This window comes from Brochothrix thermosphacta DSM 20171 = FSL F6-1036 (assembly GCF_036884295.1).
GTDB classification, from domain to species: Bacteria; Bacillota; Bacilli; order Lactobacillales; family Listeriaceae; genus Brochothrix; species Brochothrix thermosphacta.
Window position 1 is genome coordinate 1,322,361 of the sequence record NZ_CP145608.1, and the last position, 21,427, is coordinate 1,343,787.

Here is a 21,427-nt window from a genome sequence, read left to right on the forward strand (position 1 = left end):
ATTTGTTTAATACCACCTATTATACTGGTGTTTAAGGGATATGTCATCTTTTTGACAGCTCTTTTTTAGATAAAGAAGATTTTTTTACTGATTTTAGTCGGAAATTAATGTTTTCGCTCATTAAATAGAGCATTAACTGTTTGAGTAAGGATTGTAATGCCTTTTTCTATCTCTGTTTCCGCAACATTAGTAACATCTAAACAGAGTAAATTTCTTGGCGGGCTAGTTGTTATATAATTATTTTCGAGATTCATCAGATGGATATTTTGTTGGAGCAATTTTTTATACAAATAATTCACGGGTACTTCATCAGGTAAAAGCAGATGCGTTTTCATTGCTTTGGTCTCAAAGATTTGTAAGTGCCCTTCTGTGTCTTTTTCTTTTAGAGCTGCTATAAGAACTTTTGAACGTCTGATGTAGATGGCTTGTAATTGTTTTTGATGGCGGGCATACATCCCATTTTGTATGTAAATTGCAAAAGCTGCTTGTGAAAGCATACTACTATCAATATCTGCTAGAGCTTTATACGCTTTAAATGTAGTGATTAAAAGCTCTGGAATCACACACCAACCAATACGCAAACCAGGAAAAATTATTTTTGAAAAGCTTTTAAGGTAAATAACATGATTGGCAAGGTCATAACTATATAAAGGATCCGCTTTAGCATCTGTTTCAAACGCTTGTAAATAATCATCCTCCACCAGAAAGACATTATATTTGATTGCTAGCGCAACTAAACGTTGCTTTTCGGCTGTATTATATGAAGTGCCTAGCGGGTTATGAAAACGAGGCATCGTATAAAAAAATTTAATATCGTTCGTTTTAAATAGCTTTTCCAGAGCATTAAAATCTATACCCGCTGTGGTACGTGCGATTGTTTTGAAAGGGATATGTTTCAATTTAAGTAGTTGAATCATCGCATGATAACCTGGTTCCTCGATCAAAATCGTTTTTTTATTATTCGGAAACGGCATTTGGCATAAAATATCTAATGCTTGCTGAACACCTGAGGTCACAAAAATATTCGCGGTTTTCGTGAAAACTTGTTGTGTAGCTAGTTGCTTTTGAGCCATTCTTAATAAATCAGGTAAACCGTTTGGTGTGCCATATATAAACAATGCTTCTTGATAGGTTGTAATTGCTTGGTTGAGACAATGTTGAAAATCTTTATATGGAAAATAATGCCAATCTGGTCCGCCAGATTCAAAATGAATCGCAGGGTTTGTCATTGTAATTGGCAGTTGTTCTTTTTTGACCACATAATAACCACTTCGAGGAACAACGTAAAGCAAGTGTTCTTTTTCCAGTTGTTGTAACGCTTGAATAACCGTGCCGCGATGTTGTTTGTAGGTCTCACTTAATGAACGAATCGAAGGGATTTTTGTGCCCACCGGCCATTTATTAGCTTGTAATGCTTGTCGTAATTCTTCTGCTAACTGTTGATACTTATAAATAATAAACGCCTCCTATCACCACTATCTGTACCGGTACATTTACCTTATAATGCCATTGTACACGAATAACAACACAGCTACAATCAGTGTAGGGTCAAATAAGACCACTCACTTAGGAGGTGCTACCTTGCAACGCAAAAAAGCTTACTTAGCTTTACTCACACAAACGTTCATTATTGGTTTTTCATTTTTATTTGTCAAAATCGGGTTAAATTATGCCTCACCAATGGATGTTCTAGCCCATCGTTTCCTCTTGGCATTTTTAGTTGCCAATTTGATTGTAGCAAGTGGTAAAATCAGTCTGACAATAGATTTGAAAACAATCAAACGTTATGCGCCACTCGCGCTCTTTTATCCTGTGTTATTTTTCGCTTTTCAAGCTTATGGACTTGTTTACACAACTTCCTCAGAAGCAGGTATTATCCAAGCAACAGTTCCTGTTTTCACATTAATTATTGCGGGAATAATGTTAAAAGAACGAACCAACCTACTACAAAAAAGTGGAATAGTTCTATCTGTCGCTGGCGTGATCTATATCTCATTAATGAATAGTTCTGTATCCGGAAATTATAGTTTTAAAGGACTTGCTTTCATCACAGTTTCAGCGTTATCCTTTGCTTTTTATGGTGTACTTGTCCGGAAAACGATGCACAATACAAACAACTCCCCTTTTACATTAACTTATATTATTTTAATGTTAGGTGCGGTTGTCTTTACCAGTTTATCTGTGGGATTACATGTTAAAGAAAACAACTTACAAAACTTTTTTGCCCCTTTGTTACAGTGGGAATATGTAGTAGCACTCTTATTTTTGGCGGTGCTCTCATCATTAGCAAGCTCGTTTTTATCAATCTATGGCTTAAAGTATATTGAAGCCTCTAAAGCTGCTGTATTTAATAATCTGGCGACACTTATTACAGTTGTAGCCGGTGTGTTATTTTTAAATGAACAACTGCATTATTATCATGTGATCGGTGCTGTTATAATATTAGCTGGTGTTTTTTCTGCTAATCGAAAATAAAAGCATCATTACTATAAAACAGTATCTAAGTGACACCAACTAGAAAGGATGAGAATAAATGTCTAATAGAATTGCTTATGATAAAGTAGCACCTGCGGGATTGAAAAATTTATTTGCGATGGAGGGTTATTTAACACAAAAAACAGGCCTAGATAATAAATTGCGCGAGCTTGTTAAAATTCGCGTCTCGCAAATTAATGGTTGTGCCTTCTGCCTTAACATGCACACACAAGATGCCCGTAAAATTGGCGAAACTGAACAACGTCTTAATGTACTCGTTGCTTGGCGTGAAACATCATTGTTTACAGCAACTGAAGAAGCAGCGTTAGCGCTCGCTGAAAAGTTAACACGCATTGCGGACAATCAAATTTCAGAGGTGTTTTACCAAGAAATACGTGCCTTTTTTGATGAAAAAGATTTTACTGATTTGGTTCTTTTAATAACACAAATCAACACATGGAATAGAATTTCAATCGTAATGGCAAACGAAGTAGAGTAAGTTTTTTGCTACTCATAAAGACATCACACTATTTTAGCAAATGACAGGAGTCCCTTCCCTTCTAAAATCAACTAGAGGTGGTACAATTATAGTGTAGATGAGGAGGTGTAACGAATGAATTTAATTGAAGAAGATTTGCGCTTATATGAAAAAGAGGCTAATGGTGAACTCAAAGCCGAAGTAACATTTAGCCCTGTCAGTGATTCCGTTTGGGCTTTGGATCATACTTACGTCAATCCAGCCTATCGTGGACAAGGTTTAGCACAACAACTAGTTGAAGCTGCGGTCGCTAAAGCACGACGTGAAGGTAAACAAATTATTCCTAGTTGTTCGTATGCCAAAGCTCAATTTGAACGTGTACCTGAATATGCCGATATTTGGTATAAATAAGTCAAAAAACTAAGAAAAGCAGCATCTCGCCTAAATTAGGTAGGATTGCTGCTTTTTACTTTAATGTTTTTAGTTAACATAATAAAAATATGGTAACTTTATACGTTTGTAAATTTGACATCTACTTCCCCTAATACTCTTTTATATAGGATTATAATATATAGTCCTTAGAATTTTTTTACAGGTCTCTTAGTTTCAAAGTTAAAGACTGATTTTTATAGATAAATAAATTATTTCTTTTTAAAAATAAGTAGATATGAAATAATAATTTCTAAAATAATGTATGCATTTTCAAATATATAAGCAACAATATAAAAGTTTTAACTAATATCTTCCTCTGCTATAGGATAGTTTAAGTTTTTAAAACAAATAGCTCCTATAATAAAAACAATAATCATTAAAATATTTCTAACATAACCCATATTATCCATATCCCCTTTTATTTATAAGGAAACTTTTTTTTGAATTCAAAACCATACGCTTTTTTCGCAGTAGGTGTACCTTGTTTTTTCCACTTAGTAGAATTCCAAGCCGATTTTTTCACATTAAATTTTTTTATAAACAGGATACGCAGTAAAAGAACATTTTACTACCTTTTTATTATTATGTTTAGCAGGTACTTTATAACTGCCACCAATCTCTAAAGAAGAACTCCCTGTAATATTTAAGCCGATTTCTCCTGAAATAAATTTTGCAGAAGCACCAAATTTAGAGCTTATTGTAGTTGATATAGATTTAGTTTGTTTAATGGAAAGTATAGTTCCTGGACCGCCAACAGCTTTCGCGAACTTGGTTCCACCTTTAACATCTGTACTATTTTTAACAGATTTGATACGGTATTTATTTATTCCTAATCGTGCTTGTTTAATCGCTTCTAAATCATCTTCAAAGAATAGTTCATCCCCTTCATTCAGAAGTGACGGGTTAATAATTATAATTGATTCCTGATTAGGATCATCTAAAAAACTTTGCAAACTTTTTCACTATCAAGTTGATTGTCAACCCTAACTTTATTTTCCGATTCATTAGCCAATACTTGCATTGATGTTAATGAAAAAAATAACGCACTAATTATTAAAATTGTGGATAATTTATTTTCATCAATCGCTCTCCCTTTTTCTACTCTTATTATTTATTCAATAGCATAAGTATTGCTCAATAGATACTTAAGACAATATTTTAGCTGTTTTAATACGATTAAAATTGTTTGAAAAAGAGCTTTTTGACTTCGAACTATACAAATTTATACAAAAAAACAGCTACACAAATGTGCAGCTGTTTTGGTAATAATCTTTAAATAACAGTTGATTGTTAAGCAATTTCGCGAATGCTTAGTTTTTCTCTGGTTTGTCTAACAATGCTTTAATTGATAAGTTAACACGGCCTTTGTCATCTACAGCGATAACTTTAACCATGATTTCTTGATCCATTTTCAACACGTCTTCAACGTTAGCAACACGTTCATGCGCTAATTCAGAAATATGTGCTAAGCCATCTGTTCCTTTGAAAATCTCGATAAAGGCACCAAATTTCTCGATACGACGTACTTTACCCAAGTAGCTTGCGCCAACTTCAGCTTCACGTACAATGTTACCGATAATTTCTTTAGCGTTGTTAATCATGTCTTGATCAAGTGAAGCAATGTAAACTGTTCCATCTTGTTCAATATCAATCTTAACGCCTGTTTCTTCGATGATTTTGTTAATTTGTTTTCCGCCGGGTCCAATCACATCTTTGATTTTCGCTGGTTTAATTTGCATTGTAACGATTTTAGGAGCATATGCGCTTAGCTCTGGACGCGTTTCAGAAATAACACCCATTAAGTGAGCTAAAATATGTTCACGACCTGCTTTTGCTTGAGCAAGAGCTTCTTCAAGGATTTGACGGCTTAAGCCATCAACTTTAATATCCATTTGTAAAGCAGTGATACCTTTTGTAGTACCTGCTACTTTAAAGTCCATATCGCCGAAATGATCTTCCATTCCTTGGATATCTGAAAGAATTGTATAATCATCGCCAACTTTTACTAAGCCCATTGCAATACCAGCAACAGGAGCTTTAATTGGTACACCAGCATCCATTAATGCCAATGTTGACCCACAAATACTTGCTTGAGAGCTTGAACCGTTAGATTCTAAGACTTCAGACACAACACGAATTGTGTATGGGAATTCTTCTTCGCTAGGGATAACTTGTAGTAAAGCACGTTCACCTAATGCACCGTGACCAATTTCACGACGACCTGGTGCACGTTTTGGACCTGTTTCACCAACAGAAAACTGCGGGAAGTTGTAATGGTGCATGTAACGTTTCGTTTCTTCTTCACCTAAACCATCAATGATTTGGTGTTCACGTAAGGGACCTAATGTACAAACTGTTAAAGCTTGTGTTTGTCCACGTGTAAAGAGTCCAGAACCGTGAGTACGTGGTAAAATACCAACTTCTGATGCTAACGGACGAATCTCGTCAACTTTACGTCCATCAGGACGAATTTTATCGATTGAAATCAAACGACGCATTTCATCTTTTTCTAAGTCGCTCAAGATGCTTTTAAATTCGCCTAAAATATCAGCCAATTCAGCTTCTTCAGCATATTTTTCTTCATAAAAAGCAAGTGCAACTTCTTTTAAATCATCAATTGCAGCTTCGCGTGCTTTTTTCTCTTCAGTTTTAATAGCAGCTTTCATGTCAGCTTCGTAATCTGCTTTTACTTCAGCAACGTAGGCTGGGTTTGGAACAAATAACTTAATTTCACGTTTTTCTTTTCCAACAGCAGCAACGATTTTTTCTTGGAATTCAACCAAACGAATGATTTCCTCGTGACCGAACATAATAGCGCCTAACATTGCTTCTTCATCTACTTCTTTTGCCCCAGCTTCAACCATGTTGATTGCGTCTTTTGTTCCAGCAACAGTTAACTCGATGTCACTTTCTTTTTTCTGAGCAACAGAAGGGTTGATGATGTATTCACCGTTCACACGACCAACATGCACACCAGCAATTGGGCCTTCAAAAGGAATATCAGAAATACATAATGAAATTGATGAACCGATCATAGCAGCGATATCTGGTGCACAATCTTGTTCAACGCTCATTACTGTATTTGTGATTTGAACATCATTACGGAAACCATCTGCAAATAACGGACGGATTGGACGGTCAATTAAACGCGCAGTTAAAGTTGCGTGTTCACTTGGACGACCTTCACGTTTGATAAACCCTCCTGGAATTTTACCTACAGCGTAAAGTTTTTCTTCATAGTTGACAGTCAACGGGAAGAAATCATAAGGTTTCGGGTTTTTAGAACCCACAGAAGCTGTTAAGACAACTGTATCACCATAACGAATGAAAGCTGCGCCACTTGCTTGTTTTGCGATTTGGCCCACTTCGATTACGAATGGTTTACCGCCTAGTGTTGTTTCAAATACTTGTTTTTCAGTCATTAAAATAGTCCCCTTCCAAATTATAAAAATAAAACAGATCTGCACCGATTATAAGTAATGGTAAACACCATTTATCCAAAAAACTAACAATAAAGTTGTGTGATACTCACTATGCTATTCGCATACAAAGAATTAGTTAAAAAGCACCTTAAAGTCACTTTTTTGGATTCATAATCATGGCGTCAGTCTGTCTAAAATCAAATAAAAATGCGGGAGAACTTTCTCCCGCATTAATACAATCGTTAAAATTAACGACGTAATCCTAAACGTTGGATTAATTCACGGTAACGAGGAACTTCGTTGTTACGTAAGTAAGTCAACAAGTTACGACGACGACCGATCATTTTCATTAAACCACGTTGAGAATGGTAATCTTTTTTGTGTTCTTTTAAGTGACCGTTTAAAGAGTTGATATCAGCAGTCAATACAGCGATTTGAACTTCTGGTGAACCAGTGTCCCCTTCGTGTGTTGCGTATGCTTTGATGATTTCAGCTTTTTCTTGTTTTGAGATAGCCATTTTCTTTTCACCTCCAAATATTTTAAGTAGCCCCAGTTACTGAGCAAGCGCTGGTGAAAGTCGACAAGCCAAGTAAAGGTTAGTACACAAGGTACAATAGATACTATACACAATAATCGTCGTTAAATCAACTATTTATGTTAATTATCTTTTGATTGTCCGTTAAAAAAGTCACGCGTGTTAATTTCATCCAACTTCAACTGTTCAACCAATCCTTCAATGCCGTTAAATTTCAATTCTGGACGGAAATATTTATGCCATTCAATGATCACTTCTTCGCCATATATTTGATCATTAAAATCAAGAATATAAACCTCTGTCGAGAGAATTTTTTCATCTTTAAATGTGATATTATAGCCTACGCTTGTCATACTTTCATAACAGACGCCGTTAACAAGAATACGCGTTGCGTAGACACCGATTGGCGGCAACATCAGATCATGGTCAGTTAAAATGTTGGCAGTTGGGAAACCGATGGTCCGGCCACGTTTATCGCCGTGAATAACAGTTCCTTTTGTTTCATAAGGACGTCCCAATAGTTTAGTCACAGCTTCCATATCACCTTCGTTTAAATAACGACGGATCACAGTTGAACTGACTTTATCGTTCATATCGCTTAATTTACCAACTGTTGTCACTTCAAATTGTCCATTGCCATACTCGGCTAGTTGTTCCATTTTACCAGCGCCAAATTTACCATATGAATAATCAAAGCCAGCAACAACATGCACAGCTCCTAATTCAGAAATGTACTGTTGTACAAATTCTTCAGGAAGCAAGCTTGAAAAATGTGAAGTGAAACGTGTGACGTATAATATATCAACGCCTAATTTTGCCATTTCATCGCCCTTTTGAGCGAGTGGCGTTAAGTATTTGACTGTTTTTTTCACTTTGCTTAATACCATTGATGGATGTGGATCAAATGTCATTACTGCGCATTTAATGCCACGTTTTTTCGCTTCTGCTGCAGCTTCTCGAATAACAGCTTGATGGCCACGATGCACGCCATCAAAAAAACCTAGTGCAAGTACAATCGGTTCTGTTGTTTTAAATTCAGCAGCCAACGGGTGATGTAAACGTTTAATTTCCAATAATGTCAATCCTTTCTATGATGGGTTCAATCCTTAGTTTGAACCGTTTGTTTTAAGAATCATTTTTTCTGGTTTCCACATGCCCTCTTTGCGTGGGTGCGGTTTGTAAACAGCGACTAAAACATCATTATAAAGCAATGCACGAAGTTCGACTGTATCGCCTGGCTTAACTTGTACTTCTTCTTCTGTTAATGATCCACCGTGTTTAACGGTTGAATGGGCAGCATCTGAAAGATTTATTTTTGTTAAGTTTTGTACCGCTAACATCATATCATATAAAAAGTCTGCTGGCGTGTCTGTTGCTTTCCACTCGTTTAATTCTTCAAGCGTTATACAATCTTCACGCGTAAAAGTGCCACTCATTGTACGTACAAGGTCTTCCATATGTGCCGGGTAACCTAATAGTTCACCGAGCATTACTACTAATGTACGGACGTATGTGCCTTTACTACAGTCAATTCGAATTTTAAAGCTAGGGTTCTCAGCATTAACGACACCTGAATCTAAGCGTTCTAATGCATGAATTGTCACTTGACGCTCAGGGCGTTCTACTTCAATGCCAAGGCGTGCGTATTCATACAGTTTCCGACCATTTACTTTGACAGCTGAAAACATCGGTGGGATCTGTGTAATTTCTCCGGTCAATGCGTTTAAAGCAGCTTGAACGGCATCTGGGCTAATATCTGTGGTAAGCGCCTTTGTTTCAACAACTTCTCCCGTCGCATCTTCCGTTGTAGTGGTACTCCCAAGACAAATCGTTGCCTCATACATTTTTCCAGTAGCCGTCATATACTCGGATAATTTGGTAGCCTTACCGATCATAATCGGTAAAACACCTGTTACAGCTGGGTCAAGTGTGCCGGTATGACCGACTTTTTTTGTACCTAAAATCTTGCGCAATTTATAGACGCAATCATGTGAGGTAATGCCTGCGGGTTTCCACAGTGCTAAAATACCGTTCATTAGTCTCCTCCTCAAAAATAAAAACGCCCGCATACGTCGATAAACCTACGTTTGACAAGCGTTTTCTATATGTTACATTAATTAATCATTTTTGTTTAAGTTACGTAATAACTCATCAATATGGTTACCGTATTCTACTGATGCATCAATTTCAAAAAAGATTTCTGGAACGATACGTAAACGAATACGTTTACCAATTTCAGTGCGAATAAAGCCTTTAGATTTCTCTAAAGCAGCCATGCTGTTTTCTTTATCTTTTTCATGTCCCATAACAGAGACATAGACATTCGCTTGTGATAAATCACCAGTCACACGAACATCAGTTACTGTTACAAACCCAAGATTAGGATTTTTTAGCTTTTGGCTAATAATTTCGCCTAATTCTTTTTTCATTTGATCGCCTACGCGTTCTGCACGTAAATTACTCATCTATTTCACCTCAAGATAGCGTGATAACCCCTCAATAATTAAGGGGTTTTTCACGACTTATAGTATTATTTTTTCGGTTTACGTTTAATTTCTTCCATGATGTATGCTTCAATGATATCGTCTTCTTTCATATCGTTGAAGTTTTCTAATGTTATCCCACACTCGAAACCAGTTGTAACTTCTTTTGCATCGTCTTTGAAACGTTGCAATGAAGCAAGTAAACCATCGAAGATAACAATGCCGTTACGGATAACACGGATTTGACTCTTACGTGTAATTTTACCATCCGTTACGTATGTTCCAGCGATAGTACCAATTTTAGATACTGAGTAAGTTTGACGGATGATTGCTTTACCAATCACTTTCTCTTCAAACACAGGATCTAACATACCAGTCATTGCTGATTCGATTTCATCAATTGCGTTGTAGATAATGTTGTGTAAACGGATATCTACTTTTTCGATTGATGCAGCTTCTTCAGCTTGAGGTGTTGGACGAACGTTGAAACCAATAACAATTGCATTTGATGCAGCTGCTAAAGTAACATCTGATTCGTTGATAGCACCAACGGCAGTATGAATAATATCAACACGAACACCTTCAACTTCGATTTTACGTAATGATGCAGCTAATGCTTCTGCAGAACCTTGTACATCTGCTTTGATGATAACATTAACATTTTTCATTTCGCCCTCTTTCATTTGTTCGAAGAGGTTTTCTAAGCTTACACGGTTGTTCGAACGACGATGTTCAACAACAGCACGAGCTTCACGTGTTTCACCAACTGCACGCGCTTGTTTCTCATCAGCGAACACAACGAAGTGATCACCTGCTTGAGGAACTGCGTTTAAACCAGTGATTTCAACAGGTGTTGAAGGACCAGCAGTTTTAACACGACGACCTAAATCGTTGACCATAACGCGGACACGACCATAAGTATGACCAACAACAATTGAGTCAGTAACGTTTAATGTACCATCTTGTACTAATAATGTTGCAATCGGGCCACGGCTCTTATCAAGACGTGCTTCAATTACTGAACCAATAGCAGTACGTTTAGGGTTAGCGCGTAATTCTTGTACTTCTGCTACAAGAAGAACCATTTCTAACAACTCGTCTAAGTTTTGACCAAATTTAGCTGAAATTGGTACGAAGATTGTATCTCCACCCCAAGATTCAGGTACTAAGCCATGCTCAGTTAAAGCTTGCATTACGTTATCTGGATTTGCATCCGGTTTATCAATCTTGTTAACCGCAACAATAATTGGAACATCTGCTGCTTTAGCATGGTTGATTGCTTCAATTGTTTGAGGCATAACACCATCATCAGCTGCTACAACTAAGATTGTAATATCGGTAATTGACGCACCACGAGCACGCATTGTTGTAAAGGCAGCATGTCCCGGTGTATCTAAGAAAGTGATTTTTTTACCTTCAAGTTCAAGTTGGTAAGCACCAATATGTTGAGTGATCCCACCAGCTTCACCATCAGTAACTTTTGAGTTACGCAAGTTATCAAGTAAAGTTGTTTTACCGTGATCGACGTGTCCCATGATTGTTACAACAGCCGCACGTTCTGTTAAATCTTCAGCTTTTGTTTCTTCATCAAAGTAAAGGTTCAAGTCACTTGTATCAACTTTAACTTCTTCTTCAACTTCTACGCCGTAATCTTTACAGATTAATTCAACAGCATCTTTTTCTAATGATTGGTTAATTGTAGCAACAACACCAAGCATAAATAATTTTTTGATAACTTCTGAAGCTTCACGACCTAATGCTCTAGCTAATTCACTGACTGTCATTGTTTCGTCAATCGTGATTTTTTTAGGAAGTGGCACTAACATACGTTGTTTTTGAGCAGCAATTTGACTTGCTGATTGTTTTGGTTTGCGACGACGACGGTTGTTGAAACGGTTACCTGGTGTATAACGGCTGTTACCACCACGGTTGTTTCCTCCGCCAGTTGCTGGAGATGCTGCTGCCGCTGCTTTTGAAGCTGCAGATGGCGCTGGTGCTGCTTTTTTCTCCGTTTTTTTAGTTGTTGATGCTACAGGTTTTGCTGCAGGCTTGTTTGTTTTAACATCAGCTTTTTTTGTCGATGCATCTACTTTTTTAGCAGCTGGTTTTGCTGCAGGTTTTGGAGACGGCTTAGACGTTGCTGGCTTATTATTTTTAGTATCCGTTGCTTTTTCCACCTTATCTAACTCTTTAGTTTGAGCTTTATTTTTAGTTTGTTTAGGTGCTTCAATTTTTGCAGCATCTAATTTTTTCACTACTTCGTCATCTAACATTGACATATGATTGGTTACAGGGATTCCCATGTTATTCAATTCGTCAATTATTAACTTGTTTGTAACTCGTCTTTTTTTTGCGTATTCATGAATTCTGATTTTCGCCATGTCGAGCACCTCCGTTATTTGTCAGACAGTAATGAACGTATTTTCTTGGCAAATCCTCCATCAAGTACTCCTAAAACTACGCGATCAAATTTACCTATCGCAGCGCCTAAAGTTTCACGGGTGCCGAACAAGACATAAGGTGTCTCGTAATAAGTACATTTATCGATTAATTTCTTTTGAGTACGTTCTGAAGCATCTGTTGCGATGATGACCAATTTAGCTTTCGATTTTCTCGCATCTGCAATAACAAAATCTTCACCGGCAGTAATTTTGCCCGCTCGCATTGCCATTCCAATTGACGATAATACGCTATCACTAGTTTGCATTGTTGACCTCATTTTCCAAATAAGTTATCACATCATCATAAAATGTAGATAAATCATTTTTAGCATTAAATGCCGTTCCTAAGCTGTTGCGTTTTTTCGCTTTTTTTGCGACGTCAACAGACTTGGTTATATAAGCGCCACGTCCAGGTAGTTTCCCACCCGGATCAATAGCGATTGTACCATCTTTAGAATAAGTGATTCTAAGCAAATCTTGCTTAGGTAAACGTTCATTGGTGATGATGCATTTACGTAAAGGCGTTTTTTTCACCATGATCTAACCTCCGTTGCCAATTATTCTGCTGTTTTTTCTGCTGTATCGATATCAACTACAAATGTAGGCGCTGCTTCAACTTCTGCTTCGGTTACTTCTTCAGCAACTTCTACAGGTTCAACAACAGCAACATCTTCTTCGATAACTGTTTCCCCTTCAACGCGAGGGAAAATACCTAATTCAGCAGCATTTGTTTCGTTTTTGATGTCGATTTTCCAACCAGTTAACTTAGCAGCAAGACGCGCGTTTTGGCCACGTTTACCAATAGCTAATGATAATTGATAATCTGGAACAACGACAGTTGTTGATTGGTTGTTTTTATCGACCGTTACGTCAACAACCTGTGCAGGACTTAACGCATTAGAAACAAATTCTACTGGGTTTTCAGACCATTCAACAATATCAATTTTTTCACCTTTTAACTCATCAACAATCGCTTGTACACGTTGTCCTTTTGTTCCGACACAAGCACCGACAGCGTCGATTTCAGGATCAGATGAAAAGACAGAGATTTTAGAACGATCGCCAGCTTCACGTGAAACTGATTTGATTTCAACTAAACCATCATAGATTTCAGGCACTTCAATTTCAAACAAGCGCTTTAACAAACCAGGATGTGTACGAGACACATAGATTTGAGGACCTTTAGATGTTTTTTCAACTTTCGTAATATAAACTTTGATACGGTCATGTGCATGGTAACGCTCATTAGGCATCTGTTCATTTTTAGAAAGAATCGCTTCAACTTTACCTAAGTTAACGTAGATAAAACGTGAATCTTGACGTTCTACAATCCCCGTCATGATATCATCTTCACGATCGATAAACTCGTTATAAATGATGCCACGTTCAGCTTCACGTACACGTTGTGTAACGACTTGTTTAGCAGTTTGTGCTGCAACACGTCCAAAATCACGTGGTGTCACTTCAATTTCGACTGTATCTCCGACATTAAAGGCACTGTTATATTCATGTGCTTGCTCCAATGTAATTTCAAGACGCGAATCAAGAATCTCATCAACAACTTCTTTTTGTGCAAATACATGCATTGAACCTGTTGTTTGGTTGATATCTACACGTACATTTTGCGCTTGGTCAAAGTTACGTTTGTAAGCAGACTCTAAAGCCGCCTCTAATGCTTCAATAATAAAATCTTTGTCAATGCCTTTTTCATTCTCTAAAACCGTAAGAGCATCTAGCAATTCTGTGCCCATTTTGTCCACTCCCTTATTAAATTATCTCACTTGTTAAAACTGAATAGCTAAACGCGCCATTGCAATTTTACTAATGTCAAAATCAATGTCTTGGTCATCAATTGTTACAGTGACTGTTTCGCCATCGTAAGCTTTTAAGTAACCTTCATGCTCTTTGCTATCTTCAAACGGTTCGTACAACTTCACGTTAATGAATTGCCCGATTGCGCGTTCGAAGTCGCGTTTTTTCTTCAGTGGACGTTCTGCCCCTGGAGATGAAACTTCGAGGAAATAGTTTTGTTCGATTGGATCCAACTCATCTAATTTCTCACTAATTTCACGGCTAACGGCAGCACATTCTGAAATATCAATGCCTGCTTCCGTATCAACATAGATACGTAAAAACCAATTTGACCCCTCTTTAAGGAATTCCACGTCAACTAATTCGACATTTAAGCCGGCAACGATTGGTTCCGCAATTGCTGTGATTTGATCTGTAATTTTACTCATTTCGACCTCCTAACCTATGTTTACAACACGTTGGATGTAGCCATATTCGTGCTGATGTCAAAACGAAAGAGTGGGCGTATACCCACTCTCCGTTGACAACTATCTAAACTTTACATACTAAATATAGCATAAAAACGCTACTGTTGCAACAATCTGCCTTAAATGTCTGTTGTTGTTCAGACGATGCTAAAAAATAATTAGAAACAACACTAGTAACCTCTCAGTTTTGTTGCATTACTTAAATTCTAAACCGCTCTTGAAACACGTAGCATCAAGTATCCCTTTCGATACAGTAACTGTTATCATTTTTAGGGATAAAATAAATATCATTTAAATATTATTGAATTGGCTAAACCGTTAAGTTCAATTATACTTGTAAGGTAGATAACTTTTAAAGGTTTACATTATATAATGAAGAAAGATAGTTATTCCTGAAAGAAAGTACTCTCTCTTTTTATAGAAAATAGCCATTATTTGAAATTGACAATGATTAAGGAGGATTCTTATGTTTTCTATTTTTGTTAGTATGATTGATATCGTAATAATTACGGCAACTGTTTATTTACTACTTAAATTTTTCAATAAAGATACGACTGCCGATAAACAACGTGCTATAGCCATTATTATTACTGCACTTGTCTTTATTTACGCGCTTCTTCATTTTTTAAATAGCACGATATTATTTTCATAGATAGTAAAAGGGCATCACTACAAAATATAGTGATGCCCTTTTTTTACTTTGAAATTTATTCTACACGGTTACTTTCAACCTTATCTTTCACATTTTCAGTCGCTCTCGACGTCGCTTTTTTTACTTTTTCAGTTTGATGACTTACTGAATGACCTGCTTTTTCAGTAATGTCACTGACACGATCTTGAACAGTCACTGAATCTTCTTCATACTGTTCCTTCGACTTCACATCGACAACATTAACATTAACTTCCACAATTTTCAATCCAGTCATATCATCAACATTTTTTTGAATGGCTTGAATGATTTTTTCGAATAAATCAGGAATATTTTTACCATACTCAACAACAATATCTAAATCAACTGCTACTTGTTTTTTACCTACTTCAACATTAACACCTGTTGTTGTTGAATCTGTGTTGACGAGTTTTTCAGCTATATTTGAGAAAAAACCACCATCAATTGTCAATAAGCCGCTGACATCTTCCAAAGCAATACCGATGATTTTTTGCAAAACTTTATCTTCGTAAGTTAATTCTTTTGTGATTGCACCTGTACTCTCTACGTTAGTAGTGTTTGGTTTGTTTGTGAATTCTGTCATTTAAAAAACCCCTTTATCAATTATTTTAAATACTTTATTCGCTTATTGAGATAATAACCTATCATAAACCCACAAAATGTTAAAAATAGTAACAAAATTGTCTTAAAAAAACCGAGCGTTATGAATAATAAAGCAATGACGAAACCAACTGAAGCGCCAATTAAAGCATACTGATTCTCTTTTATTAATCCTTTCATATCAGTCTCCCTTTCTTACTATATTACTCGCTGTTTGCTGCTTGTTTTGATTTTACGAGGTTTGATTTTCAAACTTAATTGAATGTTTTCAGCCTCTAAGTTCAACATCTGTACGATGTCGCGATGTAATTCTTGCAAGAAAATTTTATTTCTCGCTGTGAAATCAGTATCGTCTAATACCTTACAGTGAATCTCGCCTGTGATTTTTTGTTTCTTTGTTTTAACAATAACCGTTGGCGAAACGTCTTCTAAAAATTGTTTTTGTTTTGCTTTTGTTAAAATGATTGATTCAATCGCTTTCTTTTGAATCTCTAAGGTGTTTTTATTCTCAGAGTATAACGTTAAAAAACGCTCTTTCGGTGGGATTAAGAAACTAATCACAAAAGCTAAGAATGCTAATGATAATAAACCAAAAGCAATCCAAAACAACACTAAATTATAATATGGGACATCGCGAACATAGGTTAATACGTCTCCCACATGAAACGGGGTGTTAGCTGAAGGTTGAACTTGCAAAATTACAAAATAAGCGATTAACATCACTAATATCGCTAAAAAGCCCATGATAAATTTTTGCGATTTTCTCAACTTGAAATTCACCTTCTTTCAAAGATAAGTACTTTTAGTAATAGGTGCACCTACTAAAAAGTACCCTTTAAAATTAAAATAAAACTTAAAACAAGCAATTTTTCTAAATTTTTTAGAAAAAAATGAAAAACACCTTGGGAATTAGAGCTGTTATCGACAGTTAGCTATCATTCAAAAAAAGCGATTAAAAAACACTTAATTTGTTTTTTCGAGTGACAAGATAGTATCTTTTGAGACGATTTTTATGACATACATTTTATGTCGCACCGATTGAATATCATAAAGCTAGCAGAATTAAAACATAACAAAAGACCTACTCGCAATGAGCAGGTCTTCTGTTTTTTTAGAAAAGTGACAATTGATTCTCATCAGGCAACCCTTCAAGGCAACCCATATCTGTCATATAATCAATGATTGATTGTGATACTTTACTACGTTGTTTCACATCTTCTTTCGATAGGAAAATACCGTCTGCACGAGCCGCTTCTAATTGTTTAGCGACGTTAGTTCCTAAACCAGGAATAGAATCAAACGGAGGTATTAATGAATCGCCTTCAATAATAAATTCAGCTGCTTTCGATTTATATAAATCAACTTTTTGGAATTTATAACCACGAGCAACCATTTCATTTGCTAATTCTAGAACAGTTAAAAGGTTTTTCTCTTTCGTTGAAGCTTCCATCCCTTTATCCGTGATGTTTTTCATGCTGGCTACTATTGCGTGTTTACCGTTAACCATTGAAATTAAATCAAAGTCATCCGCACGAACTGTAAAGTAGGTTGCATAGTAGAATAACGGGTGATGGACTTTAAAGTAAGCGATTCTTACCGCATTTAAGACATAAGCTGCTGCATGGGCTTTCGGGAACATGTATTTGATTTTTTTACATGAATCAATGTACCAATCAGGTACATTTTCAGCGCGCATAGCCGCTTCCCAATCTTCAGGAATTCCTTTTCCTTTACGAACGGATTCCATGATTTTGAAAGCTAATGATTCTTCGACGCCCATATAAATTAAACCAACCATGATATCATCACGACAACCAATTACTTCTGAAAGAACGGATTGACCTGATTTAATTAATTCTTCGGCGTTACCTAACCAAACATCTGTCCCGTGTGATAGTCCTGAAATTTGGAGCAATTCACTAAAAGTACTTGGGTTGGTTTGTTCTAACATTTGTCGAACAAAACGCGTTCCGAATTCAGGGACTCCTAAAGTTCCTGTTTTTGAATTAATATCTTCTGGTGTAACACCTAATGACGTTGTACCTGAAAACAATGCGAAGACTTCCGGATCATCCGTTGGGATTTGTTCCGGTGTAATACCACTTAAATCTTGTAACATACGAATCATTGTCGGATCATCGTGACCCAGTATATCTAACTTCAAGACGTTATCATGAATTGAGTGGAAATCAAAATGCGTTGTTTTCCAATCTGAGTTGACGTCATCGGCTGGGAATTGGATCGGTGAAAAATCATACACATCCATGTAATCAGGAATAACAATAATCCCCCCTGGATGTTGCCCGGTTGTCCGCTTCACTCCTGTACAGCCACTTACTAGGCGATCTGTTTCAGCGCCCCGAATATGAAGGTCATTGTCGCGCTCATAAGCTTTTACAAAACCATAAGCTGTTTTTTCGGCCACTGTTCCGATCGTTCCTGCACGGTAAACGTACTCTTCACCAAACAATACTTTCGTATAGTTATGAGCTTGTGCTTGATAGTCTCCTGAGAAGTTTAAATCGATATCGGGTACTTTATCCCCTTTAAAGCCTAAGAAAGTTTCGAAAGGAATATCGTGTCCGTCTTTATCGTAGTTAGTGCCACACTCTGTACATGGTTTATCTGGTAAATCAAAACCAGAACCCACTGAGCCGTCATGGAAAAACTCAGAATGCTGACATTTTGGACAGACATAATGTGGCGGTAAGGGATTAACCTCTGTGATTCCCGTCATCGTTGCAACGAAAGAAGAACCGACAGATCCACGAGAACCTACGATATAACCGTCATCATTTGATTTCTTAACGAGCTTTTGCGAGATTAAGTAAATAACACCGAATCCATGCCCGATAATACTCTTTAATTCTTTTTCTAAACGATCGATGATAATTTGCGGTAATTCTTCACCGTATTTAGCGCGTGCATTGTTGTAACTCATTTCTGTAACTTCTTCATCCGCCCCTTCAATTTTAGGCGTGTATAATTCATCCTTCACTGGAACGATAGGTTCACATTGATCTGCAATCGCGTTGGTGTTAGTTACAACTAATTCAAATGCTTTGTCTTCACCTAAAAAGGCAAATTCTTCCAACATTTCGTCTGTTGTACGGAAATGAACGTCAGGCATCGGGTAACGATTCAGAGGGTTGGCTCCCCCTTGAGAATTAATTAAAATTTTACGGTAAATTTTATCTTTTGGATCAAGGTAATGCACGTTACCTGTTGCGACAACTGTTTTACCTAATTTTTCACCTAAAGCAATTACATTTTTGATGATGTCTTGTAGTGCTTCGCGGTCACGTACCATTTCGTTTTCAATAAGCGTTTGATAAACAGTGGGTGGCATAACTTCAATATAATCATAGTAGGCTGCCGCATTTTCAGCTTCTACTGCCCCTTTTTGCATCATCGCCATAAAGACTTCACCACGATCACAACCCGACCCCACAATTAAACCTTCACGTAATTTGTTTAATAAGGTTCTTGGTACACGTGGTATACGATGGAAGTAACTGAGGTTTGCCTCAGAAATCAATTTGAACATGTTTTTTAAACCGACATAGTTAGTTGCTAAAACTGTCGCGTGTGAGGGACGTGCACGTTTATAAGCATCGCCTTCACCCACGTGTTCATTCAATTGATCGTGGAACAAAATAGTGTGTTCTTCTTCTGCATCCTTAATCAATTTCCACGCTAAGTATGCTGTAGCTTCCGAGTCAAAGATAGCCCGGTGATGTTGTTCAAGAATAATGTTAAATCGTTTGGTTAATGTATTAAGACGATGGTTTTTGAAGTGTGGGTATAAGAAACGCGCGAGTTCTAATGTATCTAGCACAGGGTTTTCGGCAACCCCCATATTATGGCGTTTATATGCCGTATTTAAGAAGCCCATATCAAAACTTGCGTTATGAGCAACAAGGATATCATCTCCTGCCCATTCTTTAAAACGCTTAAACACTTCTTCTTCTGTTGGTGTGTTAGCAACCATATCATCTGTAATACCTGTTAAGTTAATTGTTGTGGCACTTAAAGGATGACCTGGATTGATAAAGGCTTCAAATTCATCAACCTTTTCACCGTTAACCATTCTTACCGCACCTAACTCAATTACCTTATCGTAAACCGCAGATAGCCCTGTTGTTTCCACATCAAAAACGACATATGAAGCATCACGTAAATTACGATGTGACTCATTGTATACAATCGGTACGCCTTCATCGATTAAATTGATTTCTACACCGTATAAAATTTTAATGCCGTGTTTTTTTCCAGCAGCATGTGCATCAGGGAAGGACTGCGCCACAGAGTGATCGGTAATCGCAACTGCTTTATGCCCCCACTTCGCTGCTTGAGCAACTAAATCACCCGTTGGTGTTACAGCATCCATTGCACTCATCGGTGTATGTAAGTGTAACTCTACGCGTTTTTCAGCTGCTTTATCTTCACGACCTTTAACTGAAATTTCATTAATATCTTGCGCCATCAAGATTAACTCTCGAGAGAAGTTATCATTTTGGACAGAACCACGAACTTTTACCCATAAGCCTTTTTTTATACCTGCGAAGATTGAGCTATCATCTTTATCACGCGAGAACATCTTAACAATAATCGAGCTACGGTAATCAGTGATTTTAAACTGAACCAATGAACGACCGCTTCTCAGTTCACGTACCTCGGCATCAAAGATATAACCTTGCACTGTAACACGACGTTCTTCATCCACGATTGCATCTAATGTCATCATTTCTTCATTCGCTTTAATTGGTAAGCCCAATACTAATGGGCCACTAGGTACTGGATTATCTTTCGATTGGTTCTCCACACGTTTTTGCATTTCGTTTAAAGTTGCTAAGGCTTTAGCTTTATCTTCTTGTGCTTTATCTTCTGTAAATTTCTTAAATTCTTCTGATTCGCGATTAACAGACTGAACATCAATGATAAAAGTATAGCCCGTAATTCCCGCCTGTTCTAACAAAGGTAGAATTTGGTTCGTACACTTTTTACTCATTACCATTTTTTCTGTTTCGTTATCCGCTGACAACGTAATTTTCCGTTGAGAAACGGACGGTACTTGATCAGCAATACGTTGACCAATCATCGGTGAACCTTCACGGACTTTATTTGCAAAAAATGGCCAGTATTCTTGTAATAGTTCGCTTGTTAGTTCGCCACCTAATGATATGAATTTCAATTCTGATGAATGAATGTGATCAAAACTATTACCAAGCGCCTCAGTTAAAACGCGATATGTTGTTCCTGTTAAATACGTTGGAATTTGAATCACAAACTGCCAGCGTTGGCTTTGCTGATGCACGACAACCTTTTCTAATGATGCTGTTTGTAATTCATTTACAATAACTTCATTGTCGGAGAGGCCGATTTGTTCAATCAGAATGTTTAATTTATTTGTTTCGTTTGGGTTCCCCATCTGTTCATCTCCACCTGTTCCTATTTGATCTGTTCAACCTGTTAAGTATAGCAAATTTCGAGCATAAGGGACAGTCGCTACTATCTATAATCTAACTGTAATTTCGTAATAGCTTATTAATTTGTTAGCTAAAAGCACTTTATTTGGTTACAAAAGAAACGCTCTCGTTCTAAAACAATC

Annotated in this window: 20 protein-coding genes; 4 read left to right on the forward strand and 16 right to left on the reverse strand. The window is 36.9% G+C overall.

Annotation, left to right across the window (positions count from 1 at the left end; translation table 11 throughout):
* Positions 1–104 precede the first annotated feature (104 nt).
* Positions 105–1,457, reverse strand: coding sequence for a PLP-dependent aminotransferase family protein (locus V6S17_RS06785; RefSeq protein WP_338515868.1), 1,353 nt, complete (start codon positions 1,455–1,457; stop codon positions 105–107).
* A 124-nt stretch (positions 1,458–1,581) separates the two neighbouring features.
* Between V6S17_RS06785 and V6S17_RS06790 the strand changes: the two genes are divergently transcribed.
* From V6S17_RS06790 to V6S17_RS06800, 3 genes are all read left to right on the forward strand, one after another.
* A complete protein-coding gene (locus V6S17_RS06790) occupies positions 1,582–2,475 on the forward strand; it encodes a DMT family transporter (RefSeq protein WP_036026942.1) in 894 nt (297 codons plus the stop codon).
* Between the two features lie 58 nt (positions 2,476–2,533).
* The gene (locus V6S17_RS06795) at positions 2,534–2,974 is read left to right on the forward strand and encodes a carboxymuconolactone decarboxylase family protein (protein ID WP_029090933.1); all 441 of its coding nucleotides are present in this window, start codon (positions 2,534–2,536) and stop codon (positions 2,972–2,974) included.
* A 114-nt stretch (positions 2,975–3,088) separates the two neighbouring features.
* Positions 3,089–3,364, forward strand: a complete 276-nt coding sequence (locus V6S17_RS06800; RefSeq protein ID WP_029090932.1) for a GNAT family N-acetyltransferase — start codon at positions 3,089–3,091, stop codon at positions 3,362–3,364.
* Between the two features lie 545 nt (positions 3,365–3,909).
* On the opposite strand, the gene V6S17_RS06805 is transcribed toward V6S17_RS06800, so the two are convergent.
* The 11 genes from V6S17_RS06805 to rimP form a co-directional block, all read right to left on the reverse strand.
* Complete coding sequence (locus V6S17_RS06805) at positions 3,910–4,338, reverse strand: hypothetical protein (RefSeq protein WP_029090931.1); 429 nt, start codon at positions 4,336–4,338, stop codon at positions 3,910–3,912.
* Between the two features lie 357 nt (positions 4,339–4,695).
* Positions 4,696–6,807, reverse strand: coding sequence for a polyribonucleotide nucleotidyltransferase (gene pnp, locus V6S17_RS06810; protein WP_029090930.1), 2,112 nt, complete (start codon positions 6,805–6,807; stop codon positions 4,696–4,698).
* A 248-nt stretch (positions 6,808–7,055) separates the two neighbouring features.
* Positions 7,056–7,325 carry a 30S ribosomal protein S15 gene (gene rpsO / locus V6S17_RS06815; protein ID WP_029090929.1) on the reverse strand — a complete coding sequence of 90 codons (270 nt, stop codon included), beginning with the start codon at positions 7,323–7,325 and terminating at the stop codon, positions 7,056–7,058.
* Positions 7,326–7,465: 140 nt separating this feature from the next.
* Entirely contained in the window at positions 7,466–8,416 is a 951-nt protein-coding gene (locus V6S17_RS06820; RefSeq protein ID WP_029090928.1) for a bifunctional riboflavin kinase/FAD synthetase, read from the reverse strand.
* Between the two features lie 33 nt (positions 8,417–8,449).
* Positions 8,450–9,379, reverse strand: a complete 930-nt coding sequence (truB, locus tag V6S17_RS06825; RefSeq protein ID WP_029090927.1) for a tRNA pseudouridine(55) synthase TruB — start codon at positions 9,377–9,379, stop codon at positions 8,450–8,452.
* Between the two features lie 81 nt (positions 9,380–9,460).
* On the reverse strand, positions 9,461–9,808 hold the full coding sequence (rbfA, locus tag V6S17_RS06830) for a 30S ribosome-binding factor RbfA (RefSeq protein WP_029090926.1): 348 nt from the start codon (positions 9,806–9,808) through the stop codon (positions 9,461–9,463).
* A 65-nt stretch (positions 9,809–9,873) separates the two neighbouring features.
* Positions 9,874–12,207 (reverse strand): translation initiation factor IF-2, encoded by a 2,334-nt coding sequence (infB, locus tag V6S17_RS06835; RefSeq protein ID WP_029090925.1) that lies wholly within the window; start codon positions 12,205–12,207, stop codon positions 9,874–9,876.
* Positions 12,208–12,221: 14 nt separating this feature from the next.
* Positions 12,222–12,533, reverse strand: a complete 312-nt coding sequence (locus V6S17_RS06840; RefSeq protein ID WP_029090924.1) for a L7Ae/L30e/S12e/Gadd45 family ribosomal protein — start codon at positions 12,531–12,533, stop codon at positions 12,222–12,224.
* The gene (rnpM, locus tag V6S17_RS06845; RefSeq protein WP_029090923.1) at positions 12,523–12,804 is read right to left on the reverse strand and encodes an RNase P modulator RnpM; all 282 of its coding nucleotides are present in this window, start codon (positions 12,802–12,804) and stop codon (positions 12,523–12,525) included. Before rnpM ends, V6S17_RS06840 begins: the two co-directional genes overlap by 11 nt.
* A 20-nt stretch (positions 12,805–12,824) precedes the next feature.
* Positions 12,825–14,018, reverse strand: coding sequence for a transcription termination factor NusA (nusA, locus tag V6S17_RS06850; protein WP_029090922.1), 1,194 nt, complete (start codon positions 14,016–14,018; stop codon positions 12,825–12,827).
* A gap of 33 nt (positions 14,019–14,051) precedes the next feature.
* Positions 14,052–14,507 carry a ribosome maturation factor RimP gene (rimP, locus tag V6S17_RS06855; RefSeq protein ID WP_029090921.1) on the reverse strand — a complete coding sequence of 152 codons (456 nt, stop codon included), beginning with the start codon at positions 14,505–14,507 and terminating at the stop codon, positions 14,052–14,054.
* A 505-nt stretch (positions 14,508–15,012) separates the two neighbouring features.
* On the opposite strand from rimP, the gene V6S17_RS06860 reads away from it, so the two are divergent.
* The gene (locus tag V6S17_RS06860; RefSeq protein ID WP_029090920.1) at positions 15,013–15,198 is read left to right on the forward strand and encodes a hypothetical protein; all 186 of its coding nucleotides are present in this window, start codon (positions 15,013–15,015) and stop codon (positions 15,196–15,198) included.
* A gap of 55 nt (positions 15,199–15,253) precedes the next feature.
* Here V6S17_RS06860 and V6S17_RS06865 read toward each other — a convergent pair whose 3' ends face one another.
* The 4 genes from V6S17_RS06865 to V6S17_RS06880 form a co-directional block, all read right to left on the reverse strand.
* Complete coding sequence (locus V6S17_RS06865) at positions 15,254–15,799, reverse strand: Asp23/Gls24 family envelope stress response protein (protein ID WP_029090919.1); 546 nt, start codon at positions 15,797–15,799, stop codon at positions 15,254–15,256.
* Between the two features lie 20 nt (positions 15,800–15,819).
* Positions 15,820–15,996 carry a DUF2273 domain-containing protein gene (locus V6S17_RS06870; RefSeq protein WP_080712867.1) on the reverse strand — a complete coding sequence of 59 codons (177 nt, stop codon included), beginning with the start codon at positions 15,994–15,996 and terminating at the stop codon, positions 15,820–15,822.
* A gap of 18 nt (positions 15,997–16,014) precedes the next feature.
* The gene (amaP, locus tag V6S17_RS06875) at positions 16,015–16,584 is read right to left on the reverse strand and encodes an alkaline shock response membrane anchor protein AmaP (RefSeq protein ID WP_029090918.1); all 570 of its coding nucleotides are present in this window, start codon (positions 16,582–16,584) and stop codon (positions 16,015–16,017) included.
* 343 nt (positions 16,585–16,927) lie between these two features.
* Positions 16,928–21,247, reverse strand: a complete 4,320-nt coding sequence (locus V6S17_RS06880) for a PolC-type DNA polymerase III (RefSeq protein WP_029090917.1) — start codon at positions 21,245–21,247, stop codon at positions 16,928–16,930.
* Positions 21,248–21,427: the final 180 nt, after the last annotated feature.